Origin of the sequence: Chitinophaga filiformis, from assembly GCF_900102545.1 — a bacterium.
GTDB classification, from domain to species: Bacteria; Bacteroidota; Bacteroidia; order Chitinophagales; family Chitinophagaceae; genus Chitinophaga; species Chitinophaga filiformis.
The window spans coordinates 185,692-201,048 of record NZ_FNBN01000004.1 but is presented as its reverse complement, the minus strand read 5'-3'; the positions used below and the strand labels follow the sequence as shown (position 1 = coordinate 201,048).

The following is a 15,357-nucleotide window of genomic DNA, read 5'->3' as shown; positions in this document are numbered from 1 at the left end:
TTGCAGTTCCATACAGGCGCTCGTTCTATATGTCGATGTTCCTAACGGTATTACTTGCCGTTATATCGCCTATGCGGCCATACCTGATACAGCTAACAGTAGACAAATATATCGCCGGTCAGCTGATGCAGATGCTGATCATTATTACTGTTATCCAGGTGCTCTTACTGCTGCTGGAAACAGTGATGCGTTTCTACTTCTCCTATCTCAGCAACTGGCTCGGACAATCTGTGATAAAAGACCTCAGGGTCACTGTTTATAAGAAGATTGTACATCTTAACCTGGGCTTCTTCGACAAGACAGCGATCGGTACCCTCACTACCCGTACTATCAATGATATCGAGGCTATTAATGATGTTTTCTCCGAAGGATTGATCTCTATCATTGCAGATATGCTGATGATCATTGCAATCCTTGTGGTAATGTTTATCGAAGACTGGCGGCTTACACTGATCAGCCTTTCTCCCTTCCCGATACTGATCATTGCTACTTATATTTTCAAAGAAAGCGTGAACAAGTCATTCTACCGTGTGAGGAATGCTGTATCGGCGCTGAATGCGTTTGTGCAGGAACACCTGACAGGCGTGGCGATTGTACAGGCATTTACAGGTGAAAAGCGTGAATATGCCCGCTTCCGCCAGATCAATAAAGAGCACCGCACAGCTAACATAGACGCAATTTTTGCCTATTCCGTATTCTTCCCGGTAGTGGAGATCATCCTGGCTATTTCTCTTGGCCTGATGGTATGGTGGGGCGCCAACAAGGTACTGAACTATGAGGTGACCCAGGGGGTGATGATCGCTTTCATTATGTACCTGAATATGTTATTTCGTCCGCTGCGTATGCTGGCCGATAAGTTCAACACACTGCAGATGGGAATGGTAGCCAGTGAGCGTGTATTCAGGATCATGGATAGTGATGATCACATTGCTGATACAGGTACTAAGGAAGCTACCGGCATGAAAGGTGCTATTACCTTTGACCATGTGTACTTTGCGTATAAAGATGCGGAGTATGTGCTTAAGGATATTGACTTTGCTGCCCGTCCGGGAGAAACCATTGCCATTGTGGGGCATACCGGTTCCGGTAAAACGACGATTATCAGTATCCTGAACCGTTTGTATGAAATACAGAAAGGCCGGATCCTGATAGATGGTACTGATATTAAAGATTATTCATTGTCAGCGCTCCGCAGCAGGATAGGAGTAGTGTTGCAGGATGTATTCCTCTTTGCCGGCTCTGTATATGAAAACATAACGCTTCGTAATCCTGCTATTACAAAAGAACAGGTTGAACAGGCCTCCCGGCTTATAGGAATGCATGATTTCATTATGCAATTACCGGGTGGGTACGACTACCAGGTGATGGAACGCGGAAGCACGCTGTCACTGGGACAGCGGCAACTCATCTCTTTTGTCCGTGCACTGCTGTATAATCCCTCCATCCTTATCCTGGACGAGGCCACTTCTTCTGTAGATACAGAGTCAGAAATGCTGATCCAGCAGGCTATAGACAAGCTGATCTCTGATCGCACTTCTATCATTATTGCCCACAGATTATCTACCATCAGTAAGGCCAGTAAGATCATTGTGCTGGATAAGGGGGAGATCAGGGAAATGGGAACCCATGAAGAACTCCTTAAACTGGGCGGATTTTATTACAAGTTGCATAGTATGCAGTTCAAGCAGACAGGGGTTATGTGAGTTAGTTTCATTACATTAGAGTAGTGAAACAATTATAATCCCTTTCCTATTTTTATGAGCTGCTCTAAAAAATCTATTATTGTCTGTGCATTGCTGTCACTTTTTTCGTTTGTTACCTTTGCCGGGGACTATGACAAAGGCTGGGACGCATTGAATAAGAACGACAAACCTCATGCAATTGAGTATTTCAGGAAAGCGCTGAAAAGCGATCCTGCCCGAAAAAGTAATGCCATGGCGGCATTGATCCTGTTGGAGGCGTATGAAATGAATAGCGCCGGTTTCCTTGACAGGTATCCCAATCCACTGGATGTTTTTACTGACATTAATCCTTATGTCTACGCGCTTTGGTTCAATGACGCTATCCTTGGTGATTACGGCGTCAAAACCGGTAAACAGCGGGCTAACCTGGAACGGATACTGGCTGATCCCCGTTTTCATGGTTCGCTGAAAGCCGCTGCGAACTATTTTAAAGGCTTTCATTATTTCAGCGGACAAATGATGGATAGTGCTGCACTGGCCTTTCCAAAGATAGGGGCCCTGGAAAGCTGGCAGTTCGTCGGTGCTTTCGATAATATCAGCGGCAGTGGCTTCAACAAGGAGTACGGTCCCGTGAAAGATCCTGCCAAAGGCAAAGGATTCACTTCTTACAATAACACTACTATCGACTGGTTTAAGCCCTTATTGATAACGCAGCAGGGCTGGGTATTTGTGGGTTCATTATTCCCTGCTAATACGGCTGTTGGTTATGCGCAAACCTTTGTAAATGCAGATACCGACAAGGATGCAATCCTTTGCCTGGGTGGCAGAGGTTCCCTGAAAGTATGGGTCAATGATAAGCTGCTGATCGCCGAAGAAGAGGAACGTGCAACAGAATTGGATCAGTACAATGTACGCTGTCATCTCAATAAAGGATATAACCGGATCCTGCTCCAGATAGGATTTACCAATGATGAGATACCTAACTTCATCGTGCGCCTGGCGGATGAAAAGTATGAAACACTGCAAGGTATCAGTATCACGAGCGATGTACAATCGTATCAGCCGGATAAGAGTACGGATGCGCCTAAACTGTTGCCTCATTTTGCGGAGGCATATTTCAAGGAGCAGATCGCGAAATATCCGCAGGATCCTATGTATCCCATTCTCTTATCTAAAGTATATACACGCAACAAGGAACGTGATAAGGCGAAAGCAACTATGTACGGACTGTATAAAAAATACCCGGACAATGCCCTGGTGCTTTATCAGTACATGGACTGCATGTCTTACAAATATGACAGAACTGCGCTGGCTGAACTGACAGAGAAGATCAAACAAATGGATCCGGAAAACTACCAGGTGATGCAGAATAATGAAGATCAGCTGGAGAAAGAGAAGAAGTATTCAGAGGCGCTGGATATGATCAACCAGATGGATGCGAAGAATGGTCCGAGGGTATGGTCTGTTGCAAAGCGATTATATCTGAATGCTTACCTGCAACGGGTGGACAGCATGGTATATCTGCTGAAAGAAGCCTATGCGAAGTATCCGGAGAATCCCCAGTTTGCTGGTGCTATGTCCCAGTATCACGAACAGATGCTGAAAGACCCTGTAGAAGGCCTGAAAGTATTGGAAAAATACCTGGCTAAGTACTACGAGTACGACATGATGAAAGCGCTGGCAGAAGCTTATTTTCAGCAGAATGAGCCTGTAAAGGGTGTGGCTACGCTGAAACGGATCATCGCCTCAGCGCCTTATGATATCAATACTTACACGCCGCTGGTGTCGCACTTCTTTGCCCGCCAGGAATATGATTCAGCTATACATTACCTGGAGATAGAACATCAGATAAGCCCTTATCAGCATCAGCCACTGGGAGATATTGCCAGCTGCTATTTGCAGATGGGTGATAAGAAAAAAGCGCTGGAATACTATAAGCGCGCATTAGAGCTGTATGCAGGCGGATATACCTATCGCGAGAAGATCCGTGAGCTGGAAAGCAAGCCGGATGTATTCAGCTATTTTCCTCAGCAGGATTATTACGCTGAGATCAATAAAAACCTGAAAGCAAAGAAGGATACTTCCAAGAGCTATTATTACATCTTCAATGAGAAGAAAGTAGTGTTGTATGCTGAGGGAGCGAGTGAGCAGGTAAATAATATTGCTGTTTATATCAACAACAAAGACGGTCTTGAGCGCTGGAAGGAAGTGAGCATTCCGTATAACAGCGTATACCAGGATATGACGATTGTTAAGGCAGAAGTAGTAAAAGCGAGTGGAGCAAAGGTACCTGCAGAGACATACGACAATGAAGTGGTGTATACACGCCTGGAACCGGGAGATGTGGTGTACCTGCATTACAAGGTGAGCAACTATGGTATCGGCCGCCTGGGACGTGAATACTGGGACAAGTTTTACTTTTCTACCTTCAGTCCGACACTGATGGCGAGGTATAGCATCCTGGTAGCTGATCAGCTGCCGATGTACTACGAACTGACAAACAGCCAGGGTATAAAACCGGTTGAAAGCAAACATGAGAATTTCCGTTTATATACCTGGGAGATGCGTAATGTACCCGCTTTTAAAGATGAAGGATATAGCCCCAGTGTCAATGACATCGGACAGGTGTTACACGTATCTACTGTGAAGTCGTGGGATTTCATTGCGGAGTGGTATAGTGATATTACCCGTATCCAGTCTAAGGAAGACTTTGACGTCAATGCTGCCTACAAAGAGGTGTTCCCGAATGGGGTAGCTGGGTTAAGCGATAATGAAAAAGCACAGCGCATTTATAATTATATAGAGCAGCACATCAGCTATAGCTCGGTTTCCTTCAGGCAGGGCGCTTATGTACCACAACGTGCCTCTAAAACGCTGAATACCCGTTTGGGAGATTGTAAGGATCTATCTGCCCTGTTTGTATCCTTTGCCCGTAAAGCAGGGATGGATGCCAACCTGGTGCTGGTAAGTACCCGTGGAAATGGTCAGCAGGGCATGCGCTTACCGTCTATGGAGTTCAATCACTGCATAGTGCGGTATAAAGACGGTAATGATTACCGTAGCCTGGAACTCACTGATAACCATTTGCCTTTCAATGCAATGCCGCAAAGTCTGGTGGGTGCACAGGTATTAAATATCCCTTATGAGTACAAGGCTGGGGAGGCGATCCGCTTATTTGAACCTCAGGGGCATTTTGATGTGACGAAAAACAGGAAGAGTAAGATAGTAGTGGACAATACCGATCTGCATATCAATACTATCCTGACGGCGAATGGGGAAGTGGCTTCCGGTTTACGCAGCAGTTATAGCGACAAGGCGCAGGATGAGCTGAAACAGGATCTGCAGGAGTCAGTTTCCGGACAATTCCGGAATCCGGTTACCCTGGAGAAGTTCTCTTTCAGCAACCTGGACAACCTGAAAGATACCGTTATCATGGATGCGACCTATACCGTAAAGAATGATGTGATCAGTGTGGGCGACCTGAATATGGTAAAACCACCATTACTTGATATAGTAGCGACTGCCGATATTTTCAATAATGAGCCCCGTCAGTATCCGTTTGAGTACTGGAGATATGAGAATGTGGACCATTATAACACGGAAGTAGAGATTGAGTTACCAGCTGGAAAGGCGTTCGACCAGGTACCTGGGAATGTGCAGGCCAGCTTCGGCGATATGAAATATGAGCTGACATATGTGAAGACCGCGCCTAACAAGCTGTTAATCAAGCGGGTATTTCAGACAAATATCCGTGACAACATACAACCGGATGTCTTCCCGAAAATGAAGGATTTCTTTAATCTGATTGTAGCAGCTGAGCAGAAATATGTTTCATTTAAGTAAATAATTCAATATGTTATGAAGGAGAGGGACCGTATTTTACGGTCCCTCTTTAGTTGTACATATTTTTTGTAGTCGCTTACCTTTTTGATAATAAAACTGCTATCTTTGCGCAAAATTTCAGAAAGCGGTGATTTCCTACAATCTGTCCAAATATAGACTGGTAGCCCTTATTGTTGCACTTAGCATAAGCGGTTTTAGTACGTTTGCGAATACTTCTGAATCTCACGAAGAGGAGAAGAAGGGTTTTGATGCCAAGGAAGTGCTTCTTGGTCACGTCAAGGACGCACATGACTGGCATCTGTTCAGTCTGGGAGAAACACATGTTACTATTCCCCTGCCTGTAATTATTTATAACAAGGATAAAGGAATTTCCGCCTTTTCATCTTCTGCTTTTCATCATGGCCATGAGGCTCATGACGGTTACCGCCTGGTAAACAAGCATTACCGTGAGGAAAAAGGGCTGGAAGAGGCTAAATACCCTGATGGAAAGATCATTGCGGTAGACGCCAATGATACCCCTACCGGTGCTGAGATCTACGACTTCTCTATCACCAAGAATATTACTTCTATGATCCTGGCGGCTATCCTGCTGATCTGGCTGATGACCAGTGTAGCGAAAGCCTATACGACCAGAGGTTCCAAGAAAGCGCCGAAAGGTATGCAGAGTCTCCTGGAGCCGGTGATCATCTTCATCCGCGATGAGGTGGTAAAACCAAATATCCCGGGTGGCAATGCTGAGCGTTTCGCTCCATTCATTCTGACTATTTTCTTCTTTATATTGATCAACAACCTGTTAGGATTGTTACCAGGTTCTGCTAACGTTACCGGCAACATTGCGGTGACTTTTGCCCTGGCCCTGATCAGTTTCATCGTAACCACGTTCAGTGCTAACAAGCATTTCTGGGCGCATACGCTGAACCCACCGGTTCCGGGATGGGTTAAGCCTATCCTGGTGCCTGTTGAGATCATCGGTATCTTCACCAAGCCTGTTTCCCTGATGATACGACTTTTCGCCAATATCCTGGCTGGTCACATCATTATCCTGAGCATTATTTCGCTGGTATTTATCTTTGGTTCCCTGAACAAGGCTGCAGGTTACGGTTTCTTACCGATCACTGTAGTGTTCAACATCGTGATGATGATGCTGGAGCTGCTGGTAGCCTTTATCCAGGCGTTTATCTTTGCAAATCTGACTGCGGTATTCATCGGACAGGGTATGGAACAGCCGCATCATGATCATCATGACGACGGTCACGGTCATCATTAATTATTATAGGACAAATTAGTAATCAATTATAAATACACATTCATTATGGCAATTTTAACTGTTTTATTGCAGGCTGCTCCTGAAGCTGCTGCAGCTGCTGCTGCTTCAGCAGGTCTGGCTAAGGCTGGTGGTGCTATTGGTGCTGGTATCGCTGCTATCGCAGCTGGTATCGGTGTAGGTAACATCGGTAAAAGCGCGCTGGAATCCATCGCTCGTCAGCCAGAAGCTGCAAACGACATCCGTGCAAACATGATCCTGGCTGCGGCGCTGGTAGAGGGTGTTGCCCTGTTCGGCGTTATCGCTGGTCTGTTGGCAGTAGTGCTGTAAGGCTAAACTTTTTACTGCATCCGGCGCACAGGGCAAAGGATGCAGTAATGTTTTACAAAGGATGTGTATCCGGATTGCTTATCAATTCAACTTGCGAACAAATTAAATATTCATAATCATGGATCTGTTGCAGCCCGCGTTAGGCTTGTTTTTCATTTCGTTACTCATATTCATTATTGTATTCCTTATCCTGAAGAAATTTGCGTGGAAGCCGATTTTGTCCACACTGAAAGAAAGGGAAACCTCTATCGCTGATGCCATCGCATCTGCAGAAAGAGTGAAGGAAGAAATGGCGCAGATGAAAGCTGAACATGAGCACGTACTGGCAGAAGCTAAAGCTGAGAGAAGCAAGATTCTGAAGGAAGCAAAAGATGCTAAAGATCAGATCCTCAGCGAAGCAAAAGCACAGGCGCAGCTGGAAGCTAAAAAGATTATCGCCGAAGCTTATACCGCTATCGACAACCAGAAAATGGCTGCTCTGACGGATGTTAAGAACCAGGTAGGTAAACTGGTGATAGAGGTAGCTGAGAAGGTGTTGCGTAAAGAACTGTCTGACAAGACAGCTCAGGAAAGCTACATCAAAGAACTGGCTGGAGAAATCAAATTAAACTAAAGAGATAGGCTGGCAAGCCGGAAGCTACAGGAGATAGATAACAGGATTGTCTTTCCTCTGTAGCTTTCCCCTTGAAAGGCTAAAAGATATATAACTAATATGCAGAATCCCCGTTTAGCATCCCGGTATGCAAAATCTCTGGTAGATCTGGCCTCTGAAAAAGGTCAGCTGGAAGCGGTAAATACTGACATGCTGTTCATGCAGCAGCTGTCTAAAACCAATCCGGACGTTGTTGCGCTGCTGAGAAGCCCTATCGTTAAGCCTGACAAAAAGCAGCAGATCTTAGCTGCCATTTTTGAAGGCCGGACAAACGCCATCACCGCTGCTTTCGTTAAGCTGCTGGTAGCAAAGGGAAGGGAAGGCAACCTGCCGGAAATTGCACAGGAGTTCAGTAAGCAGTATGATGCATTGAAAAACATCAGCAAAGTGAAGATCACAACCGCTGTTCCGCTGGATGCAGCTGTGCTGGATCTGATCAAAAATAAAGTACAGGCCGGCACAGACAAGCAGGTAAAGCTGGAAGCAGCTGTTAATGCTGACCTGATCGGTGGTTTTGTACTGGAAACTGATAACAAACTGTTTGATGCTTCCGTACTGCGCGATCTGAATGATATCAGAAAACAGTTTGCAGAGAACATTTACGTGCCTGCAATCAAATAAGACAATTCACAGCAGCCGCTGCGTACACGCAAAGCTGTTGTCGTTATATTTAATCACTTTAACGACCTTTTATAAAAAGCATACATTATGGTGGAGATAAAACCTGATGAAATTTCGGCGATATTACGCCAGCAACTAAGCAACTTCAATGCTGCTGCCGACCTGGAAGAGGTAGGTACTGTATTGCAGGTGGGAGACGGTATCGCTCGTATATATGGATTGAACAACGTTGGTTATGGAGAACTGGTGGAATTTGAAAATGGTGTTAAGGCCATCGCTCTGAACCTGGAAGAAGACAACGTGGGTGTGGTATTGATGGGTGAATCCGGTGAGATCAAAGAAGGTTTTAAAGTACGTCGTACTGGCCAGATCGCTTCCATCAAAGTTGGTGAAGGCATGGTTGGCCGTGTTGTAAATACCCTGGGTGCTGCCATTGATGGTAAAGGCCCTATCACTGGTGAACTGTATGAAATGCCACTGGAACGTAAAGCTCCGGGCGTTCTGTTCCGTGAACCAGTAAAAGAACCACTGCAGACAGGTATCAAAGCGATCGATGCTATGATCCCTATCGGTCGTGGTCAGCGTGAGCTGGTGATCGGTGACCGTCAGACCGGTAAAACCGCTATCTGTATTGACACCATCATCAACCAGAAAGAATTCTACGACGCTGGTAAACCAGTTTATTGTATCTACGTAGCAGTAGGTCAGAAAGCATCTACCATTGCAGGTGTGATGAAAACCCTGCAGGAAGCTGGTGCAATGGCTTACACTACTATCGTTGCAGCTTCTGCTTCTGATCCTGCACCACTGCAGTTCTACGCTCCATTCGCTGGTGCTGCTATCGGTGAATTCTTCCGTGACACCGGTCGTCCTGCTCTGATTATCTATGATGATCTGTCCAAACAGGCCGTTGCTTACCGTGAAGTATCCCTGCTGCTGCGTCGTCCTCCTGGTCGTGAGGCTTATCCTGGTGACGTATTCTACCTGCACTCCCGTTTGCTGGAACGTGCTGCGAAAGTGATCAGTAAGGACGAAATCGCTAAGCAGATGAACGACCTGCCTGAGTCCATCAGACACCTGGTAAAAGGTGGTGGTTCCCTGACAGCGCTGCCTATCATCGAAACACAGGCTGGTGACGTATCTGCATACATCCCAACCAACGTGATCTCCATTACCGATGGTCAGATCTTCCTGGAATCCAACCTGTTCAACGCCGGTATCCGTCCTGCGATCAACGTGGGTATCTCTGTAAGCCGCGTAGGTGGTAACGCTCAGATCAAATCCATGAAGAAAGTAGCTGGTACCCTGAAACTGGACCAGGCGCAATACCGTGAAATGGAGGCCTTCTCCAAATTCGGTGGTGACCTGGATGCTGCTACCAAGGTAGTACTGGATAAAGGCGCCCGTAACGTGGAAATCCTGAAACAGGCCCAGTTCGCTCCATACTCCGTGGAAAAACAGATCGCAATGATCTACCTGGGTACTAACGGTTTGCTGCGTGAAGTGCCGGTAAAGAATGTAAAAGCATTCGAAGAGGCTTTCCTGCATGAAATGGAAGTACGTCTGCCAGAAGTATTGGGCGAATTCAAGAAGGGTAACCTGCCTGAAGATGGCCTGAAACGTATGGTGACACTGGTAAACGAACTGAAACCAAGATTCGCTTAATCAGCATACATCTTTTTATCAAGCTCACCGGTTTCGCCGGTGAGCTTTTTTTATTCCCTATCTTTACGTTCAATTCCTGCCGACAAATCCCCTGTTTTTACCGACAATCTTCCCTGTCTTTACCTTTTATGGATTGAAAAGGGATGAATGTACGAGTAGCTTTGTTCTGTTATTAAACATCAAATCCCCCATGAAACAACTCAACCTGATTCTGTTTACACTACTCTTACCGGTCTGCATGATGGGACAGCAGCGAATCACCGGAAAGATAACCGATGGCAAAAAACGTCCTTTACAAGGAGTGAATGTTGCTATAAAAGATACCTACGACGGGGCTACCAGTGCTGCCGACGGCAGTTTTTCCTTCACCACCGATGTGAAAGGTGTTCAGTACATTACCGCTACCTTGCTGGGATATACCACCCAGGAACAGAAAGTGTTCATTAACGGTGCGCTGGAGGTGAATATAATTATGCGTAATAATGTGAATGATCTGAAAGTTGTGACTATTACTGCCGGTAGTTTTGAAGCCAGCGATGAGGGAAAGACTACTGTGCTGAAACCACTGGATATCGTAACTACCGCAGGTGCAGGGGCCGATATCGTCAACGCGCTGAAAACTTTACCAGGTACACAGCAGACGAATGACAGAGAAGGGCTGTTCGTACGTGGTGGTACCGGCTATGAAACACAGACCTACATAGATGGAATGCTGGTGCGCAATCCATTCTACTCTGGTCTTCCTGATCAACCTGGGCGCGGTCGTTTTTCGCCTTTCCTGTTTAAGGGTACGACCTTCAGCAGTGGTGGATATTCTGCCCAATACGGCCAGGGACTGTCTTCTGCACTGATCCTGGAATCGACAGACCTGCCACAGCGTTCTTCTTATAGCCTGGGCGCTTCCGTAATCGGAATAAGCGGTGGACTGGAAGAACTGTCGAAAGATAAAAAGGGCTCTTATGGTATTGAAGCGGATTATACCAACCTGGGGCCTTACCTGGATGTGCTGAAGCCAAAATATAAATTCAGCGCCAATCCTGTGATAATGGGCGGTTCCGCCAATTTTCGGAGAAAGACTTCAAAAACCGGTATGCTGAAATTCTACGGATATGCCAACAAGACCCATATGGGTACTATTCGTCCAAGTCTGGAACTTCCCGGCTATGAGGAGCAGTTTGAACTGAAGAACCATAATATCTATACCAACCTGACATATAAGGAAAGCCTGGGTAATGACTGGAAGTTCAACGCCGGACTATCTTACAGCACGAATGTTGATAAGATAGACCTGGATACCCTGAATAAAAGCACACCAGCAAAAATAAAGAACCAATCGGAACTGGCGCAGGTGAAAGCGATGCTGACCAAGGGGCTGGGACAATATTCCCTGCTGCGTTTCGGAGGAGAATACCAGTATAGTGTGGAGAAGTCAGCCTTTAACAACTGGCCGGCAAACTATGTAGACAACTATACTGCAGGATTCGTGGAAAGTGATATCTATGTTACTCCGAGACTGGTAGGTCGTTTTGGAGGCAGGGTAGAATACTCTTCTGTACTGGCTAAGGCAAATGTGGCGCCCCGTGTGTCGCTTGCTTATAAACTGACAGGCTTAAGCCAGGTATCTCTTGCCTACGGTGATTTTTATGAGAAACCGGAACAACAGTACCTCCGTTTCAAACCTGATCTGGGGTATATGAAGGCAACACATTACATTGCCACTTACCAGTGGGTTGCCAAACACTATACACTAAGAGTGGAAGCCTTTTACAAGAAATATCATGACCTGGTTAAAACCAGTCCGGATACAACCACTTCAGGAACAGGTTATGCAAAGGGTATCGAGTTATTCTGGCGTGATCGTAAAACAATTAAGAACACAGATTACTGGATCTCTTATTCCTACCTGGATACAAAGCGTAATTACCTGAACTATCCTTTCGAGGTACAGCCTGATTTCGCCGCGAAACATACCTTTAGTGTGGTGTACAAGTATAATATTCCTGCTATTTCCACTAACCTGGGTATTACATACAGTTTCTCATCAGGAAGGCCTTATTACAATCCTAATCTGCCGGAAAGTAAGTTCATGTCAGAGAAGACCATGACTTACAATTCCATCGGATTAAGCGCCAGCTACCTGACATCCATCCGTAAGGCGTTCACCATATTTGTGTTGTCGGTATCCAATGCTCCGAACTTCAAACAGGTATATGGTTACCGTTATTCATCAGATAAATTGCGTAGACAGGAGGTTGTGCCTAACATTCCCCGGTTCATTTACCTCGGTATGTTCATGAACTTCGGAATCGACAGAAGGCAGGACGTGATCAATAATCTATAAGCCCATTCTAAAACCGTTATTATAAAAACCACAATTAACACTTAAACACTTTTACAATGAAGCGTATTTTGTTTTCCATTTGTCTGTTCGTTGGCCTGGCATCCGTATCCATGGCGCAGAGTGCTCAGTACGAGAGCGTTATGGCAAAGAATGTTGCAATGCTGGATGACTCCACGAACTTTAACCCCGACAGATTACTCGAAATCGGCAACACCTTTGAACGTATTGCTGCTGCAGAGAAAACACAGTGGTTACCTTTTTACTATGCAAGTTATTGTTATGTAATGAGTGCATTCATGCAGCGTGACAATGACAAAGTAGATGATCTGGCAGATAAGGCCGCAGTAAACATCGAGCAGGCGGAAGCTATCAGTCCTAAAAACGATGAGATAAATTGTATCAAATCGCTGGTAGCTACTTCACGCATTCGTGTAGATCCACAAACCAGAGGTATGAAGTATGGTATGGAATCGGCCGAATTATTAGTACAGGCTAACCAGATCAACCAGGAGAATCCGAGAGTGTATATGCTGCAGGGGCAATCTCTGTTCTACACACCAGAGCAATTTGGTGGCAGCAAGACCGAAGCAAAGAAAAAATTTGAGACTGCCCTGGCAAAATTCAGCACATTTAAACCAGCCAGCAGCATTGCGCCTCATTGGGGAGAAGCATATACAAAAGGGTTGTTGGCACAGATAAAATAACAGACCGGAAATCAGGCATCATGAGCCAGGAATTAATGGGAATTATTATCCCGTTAATTCCTGGCTTTTTACTGTCAGGTCAGCCATCCTGCAATACAGTATCAGTTGTTCGGGTTATCTTTAATCAGACGCGTTAACAAATTAACCCTGTCATCTGTTAACCTTGAAAAGTAAATTCCAATGAAAACTGGTGGTGTGAACAAGCTGAGCGTGGCATCCACTTCTGCACTGGTACTGACCTATGTCAAAAGTTTGTATGAAGAAGGACTGGGAAGAGAATATCTTGCCCATATTGATTTTAGTCAGGTAAAAAATCTGGCCGATGAATTGAGCCGTATTACCCCCTTATTCCGCGAAGCATTATTACTCAGAAAAAGAATGATCAGGTATCTGATCAAACAGTTAATGATTCAACATCCCCGGCAGCAGGTGTGTATACTGGCAGCCGGATTGGATCCTCTTGCCCTGCAGCTCACAGAATATTTCCCTGAGCAGCAGCTGGCCAGCATCTATGAAGTAGATAGCGCCAACATGCGGGAAAAACAGGAGATATATGCCGCTATTTCTTTCCATGATGAAAGATTGCATACGCTGCAGGCCGATATCAACAATACTCACCAGTTGATGAATACATTGATTGATGCAGGGTATGATCCGCAGCAGCCAGCACTGATCATATTTGAAGGTATTATACATTACATTTCTGAGGAACAGTTTCTGAGCATCATGCGGAATTTCTGTTCAAGAACGAAAACGAATGCTGTGATCATGGATTATATGGTGCATGCAGAAGGACTGCCGGTGGGGTCATCCACAAAGGCAGAAGAGATGCTGGATACCATGGAAAGTTATATAGGTAGTCGCCTGCAGCAGTTCAGCCGCAAAAAGATACAGAATCTGTTATCATTGCTGGAAGCTGACCAATTGGATGTGTATGATATGCAGGCAGCGGAATATGTGCTCAATGGGCAGAATAAGGTCTATCGTGGGGAGCGGAAAGGCTTACTGGAAATTATCTCCTTTCATATCTGAATCTGATTGTAAGAGAAAAGGGAGTGCTGTTCAACGCCGGCACTCCCTTTCTCTTTATGGCTTAAGCTAACTTTTCTGAAGCCAGCTCTATTTTCTTTAGTGGATTACGGGTATTTTCTTCATATGTTTCTCTCTTCTCCAGGATGTCCAGGCAGGTAAAGATAGCCTGACGGAAAGAGTCGGCATCTGCCATATTCTTACCGGCAATATCAAATGCAGTACCGTGATCGGGAGAAGTACGTACGATAGGCAGACCGGCTGTATAGTTGATACCGCTGCCGGTGGCCAGTGATTTGAATGGAATCAGGCCCTGATCGTGGTACATCGCCAATACGCCATCAAACTGGCTGTGCATCTGACGGGCAAAAAAGGCATCAGCACTGTAAGGACCGAAGGCCAGAATGCCGTTAGTTTTTGCCTGTTGGATAGCGGGAATGATCTCTTTGATCTCTTCCTGTCCTATCAGGCCATCGTCTCCTGCATGAGGATTCAGACCTAATACAGCGATACGGGGTTTATCAATCCCGAAATCCCTGATCAGGCTTTCCTTCATCATCTGCAGTTTGGCCAGTATATTTTCCTTTGTTACATATCTGGAAACCTCTGCTACCGGAACGTGTTCGGTGAGCAGGCCTACCCGCATATTTTCAGCGGTCATGAACATGAGTACATCCTTCGCTTCAAATGCATCCCGGAGGTAGGGAGTATGGCCGGTATAATTGAATTGTTCGCTCTGGATATTCTTTTTATGGATAGGAGCGGTGATCAGGCCCTGTATATTGCCTTCTTTCAGGCACTCAATGGCAGCTGCCAGGGAGCGGGCTGCATATTTACCGCCCACTTCGTTCAGAATACCCGGCGTTATCTGTACCTCTTCTTCCCAGCAGTTGAATACGTTCACCTGCTTATGGTTCAGACGGGTGAAGTCTTTCAGGCTCTGGTAATTGAAGTTGTTTTCATTCATCAGCTTCCGGTAGAAGTTGATGGTTTTATTGGAAGCAAATATCACCGGGGTGCAAAACTCCAGCATTCTGTTGTCTGCAAAGGTTTTGATGATGATCTCTGCGCCGATACTGTTGATATCGCCGACAGTAATGCCGATTACCGGTTTATTTGTATGGGTGTTGCTACTCATGTTAATTTGAGAATAATGGGCAAATATAAGAATAATAGCCGGGAAGCTGTACAGGCAGTACCCCGGTATCTTGCAGCATTGCGCCAAG

At 45.6% G+C, this 15,357-nt stretch carries 11 protein-coding genes; 10 read left to right on the top strand and 1 reads right to left on the bottom strand.

Features of this window, described 5'->3' with window-relative positions; genetic code table 11:
• Positions 1 to 29: 29 nt before the first annotated feature.
• From BLR32_RS18640 to BLR32_RS18595, 10 genes are all read left to right on the top strand, one after another.
• Positions 30 to 1,703, top strand: a complete 1,674-nt coding sequence (locus BLR32_RS18640; protein ID WP_245705461.1) for an ABC transporter ATP-binding protein — start codon at positions 30 to 32, stop codon at positions 1,701 to 1,703.
• A 54-nt stretch (positions 1,704 to 1,757) separates the two neighbouring features.
• A complete protein-coding gene (locus tag BLR32_RS18635) occupies positions 1,758 to 5,525 on the top strand; it encodes a transglutaminase family protein (RefSeq protein WP_089834360.1) in 3,768 nt (1,255 codons plus the stop codon).
• Between the two features lie 127 nt (positions 5,526 to 5,652).
• Entirely contained in the window at positions 5,653 to 6,792 is a 1,140-nt protein-coding gene (gene atpB, locus BLR32_RS18630) for a F0F1 ATP synthase subunit A (RefSeq protein WP_089834359.1), read from the top strand.
• 45 nt (positions 6,793 to 6,837) lie between these two features.
• Positions 6,838 to 7,119 (top strand): ATP synthase F0 subunit C, encoded by a 282-nt coding sequence (gene atpE / locus BLR32_RS18625; RefSeq protein WP_012788904.1) that lies wholly within the window; start codon positions 6,838 to 6,840, stop codon positions 7,117 to 7,119.
• Positions 7,120 to 7,237: 118 nt separating this feature from the next.
• The gene (gene atpF, locus BLR32_RS18620; RefSeq protein WP_089834358.1) at positions 7,238 to 7,732 is read left to right on the top strand and encodes a F0F1 ATP synthase subunit B; all 495 of its coding nucleotides are present in this window, start codon (positions 7,238 to 7,240) and stop codon (positions 7,730 to 7,732) included.
• A 99-nt stretch (positions 7,733 to 7,831) separates the two neighbouring features.
• A complete protein-coding gene (gene atpH / locus BLR32_RS18615; RefSeq protein ID WP_089834357.1) occupies positions 7,832 to 8,392 on the top strand; it encodes an ATP synthase F1 subunit delta in 561 nt (186 codons plus the stop codon).
• Positions 8,393 to 8,479: 87 nt separating this feature from the next.
• Positions 8,480 to 10,057 carry a F0F1 ATP synthase subunit alpha gene (gene atpA, locus BLR32_RS18610; RefSeq protein ID WP_089834356.1) on the top strand — a complete coding sequence of 526 codons (1,578 nt, stop codon included), beginning with the start codon at positions 8,480 to 8,482 and terminating at the stop codon, positions 10,055 to 10,057.
• A 190-nt stretch (positions 10,058 to 10,247) separates the two neighbouring features.
• Positions 10,248 to 12,398 (top strand): TonB-dependent receptor, encoded by a 2,151-nt coding sequence (locus BLR32_RS18605; protein ID WP_089834355.1) that lies wholly within the window; start codon positions 10,248 to 10,250, stop codon positions 12,396 to 12,398.
• A 56-nt stretch (positions 12,399 to 12,454) separates the two neighbouring features.
• A complete protein-coding gene (locus BLR32_RS18600; protein WP_089834354.1) occupies positions 12,455 to 13,102 on the top strand; it encodes a hypothetical protein in 648 nt (215 codons plus the stop codon).
• Between the two features lie 180 nt (positions 13,103 to 13,282).
• Positions 13,283 to 14,134, top strand: a complete 852-nt coding sequence (locus tag BLR32_RS18595; protein WP_089834353.1) for a class I SAM-dependent methyltransferase — start codon at positions 13,283 to 13,285, stop codon at positions 14,132 to 14,134.
• A gap of 61 nt (positions 14,135 to 14,195) precedes the next feature.
• On the opposite strand, the gene pdxA is transcribed toward BLR32_RS18595, so the two are convergent.
• On the bottom strand, positions 14,196 to 15,269 hold the full coding sequence (pdxA, locus tag BLR32_RS18590; RefSeq protein WP_089834352.1) for a 4-hydroxythreonine-4-phosphate dehydrogenase PdxA: 1,074 nt from the start codon (positions 15,267 to 15,269) through the stop codon (positions 14,196 to 14,198).
• Positions 15,270 to 15,357: the final 88 nt, after the last annotated feature.

What these genes read in the sequence shown, in the direction of transcription:
- BLR32_RS18640 (WP_245705461.1), top strand. Translation starts at nt 30, where the DNA reads ATGTCGATGTTCCTAACGGTATTACTTGCCGTTATATCGCCTATGCGG.
- BLR32_RS18635 (WP_089834360.1), top strand. Translation starts at nt 1,758, where the DNA reads ATGAGCTGCTCTAAAAAATCTATTATTGTCTGTGCATTGCTGTCACTT.
- atpE (WP_012788904.1), top strand. Translation starts at nt 6,838, where the DNA reads ATGGCAATTTTAACTGTTTTATTGCAGGCTGCTCCTGAAGCTGCTGCA.
- atpF (WP_089834358.1), top strand. Translation starts at nt 7,238, where the DNA reads ATGGATCTGTTGCAGCCCGCGTTAGGCTTGTTTTTCATTTCGTTACTC.
- atpH (WP_089834357.1), top strand. Translation starts at nt 7,832, where the DNA reads ATGCAGAATCCCCGTTTAGCATCCCGGTATGCAAAATCTCTGGTAGAT.
- atpA (WP_089834356.1), top strand. Translation starts at nt 8,480, where the DNA reads ATGGTGGAGATAAAACCTGATGAAATTTCGGCGATATTACGCCAGCAA.
- BLR32_RS18605 (WP_089834355.1), top strand. Translation starts at nt 10,248, where the DNA reads ATGAAACAACTCAACCTGATTCTGTTTACACTACTCTTACCGGTCTGC.
- BLR32_RS18600 (WP_089834354.1), top strand. Translation starts at nt 12,455, where the DNA reads ATGAAGCGTATTTTGTTTTCCATTTGTCTGTTCGTTGGCCTGGCATCC.
- BLR32_RS18595 (WP_089834353.1), top strand. Translation starts at nt 13,283, where the DNA reads ATGAAAACTGGTGGTGTGAACAAGCTGAGCGTGGCATCCACTTCTGCA.
- pdxA (WP_089834352.1), bottom strand. Translation starts at nt 15,269, where the DNA reads ATGAGTAGCAACACCCATACAAATAAACCGGTAATCGGCATTACTGTC.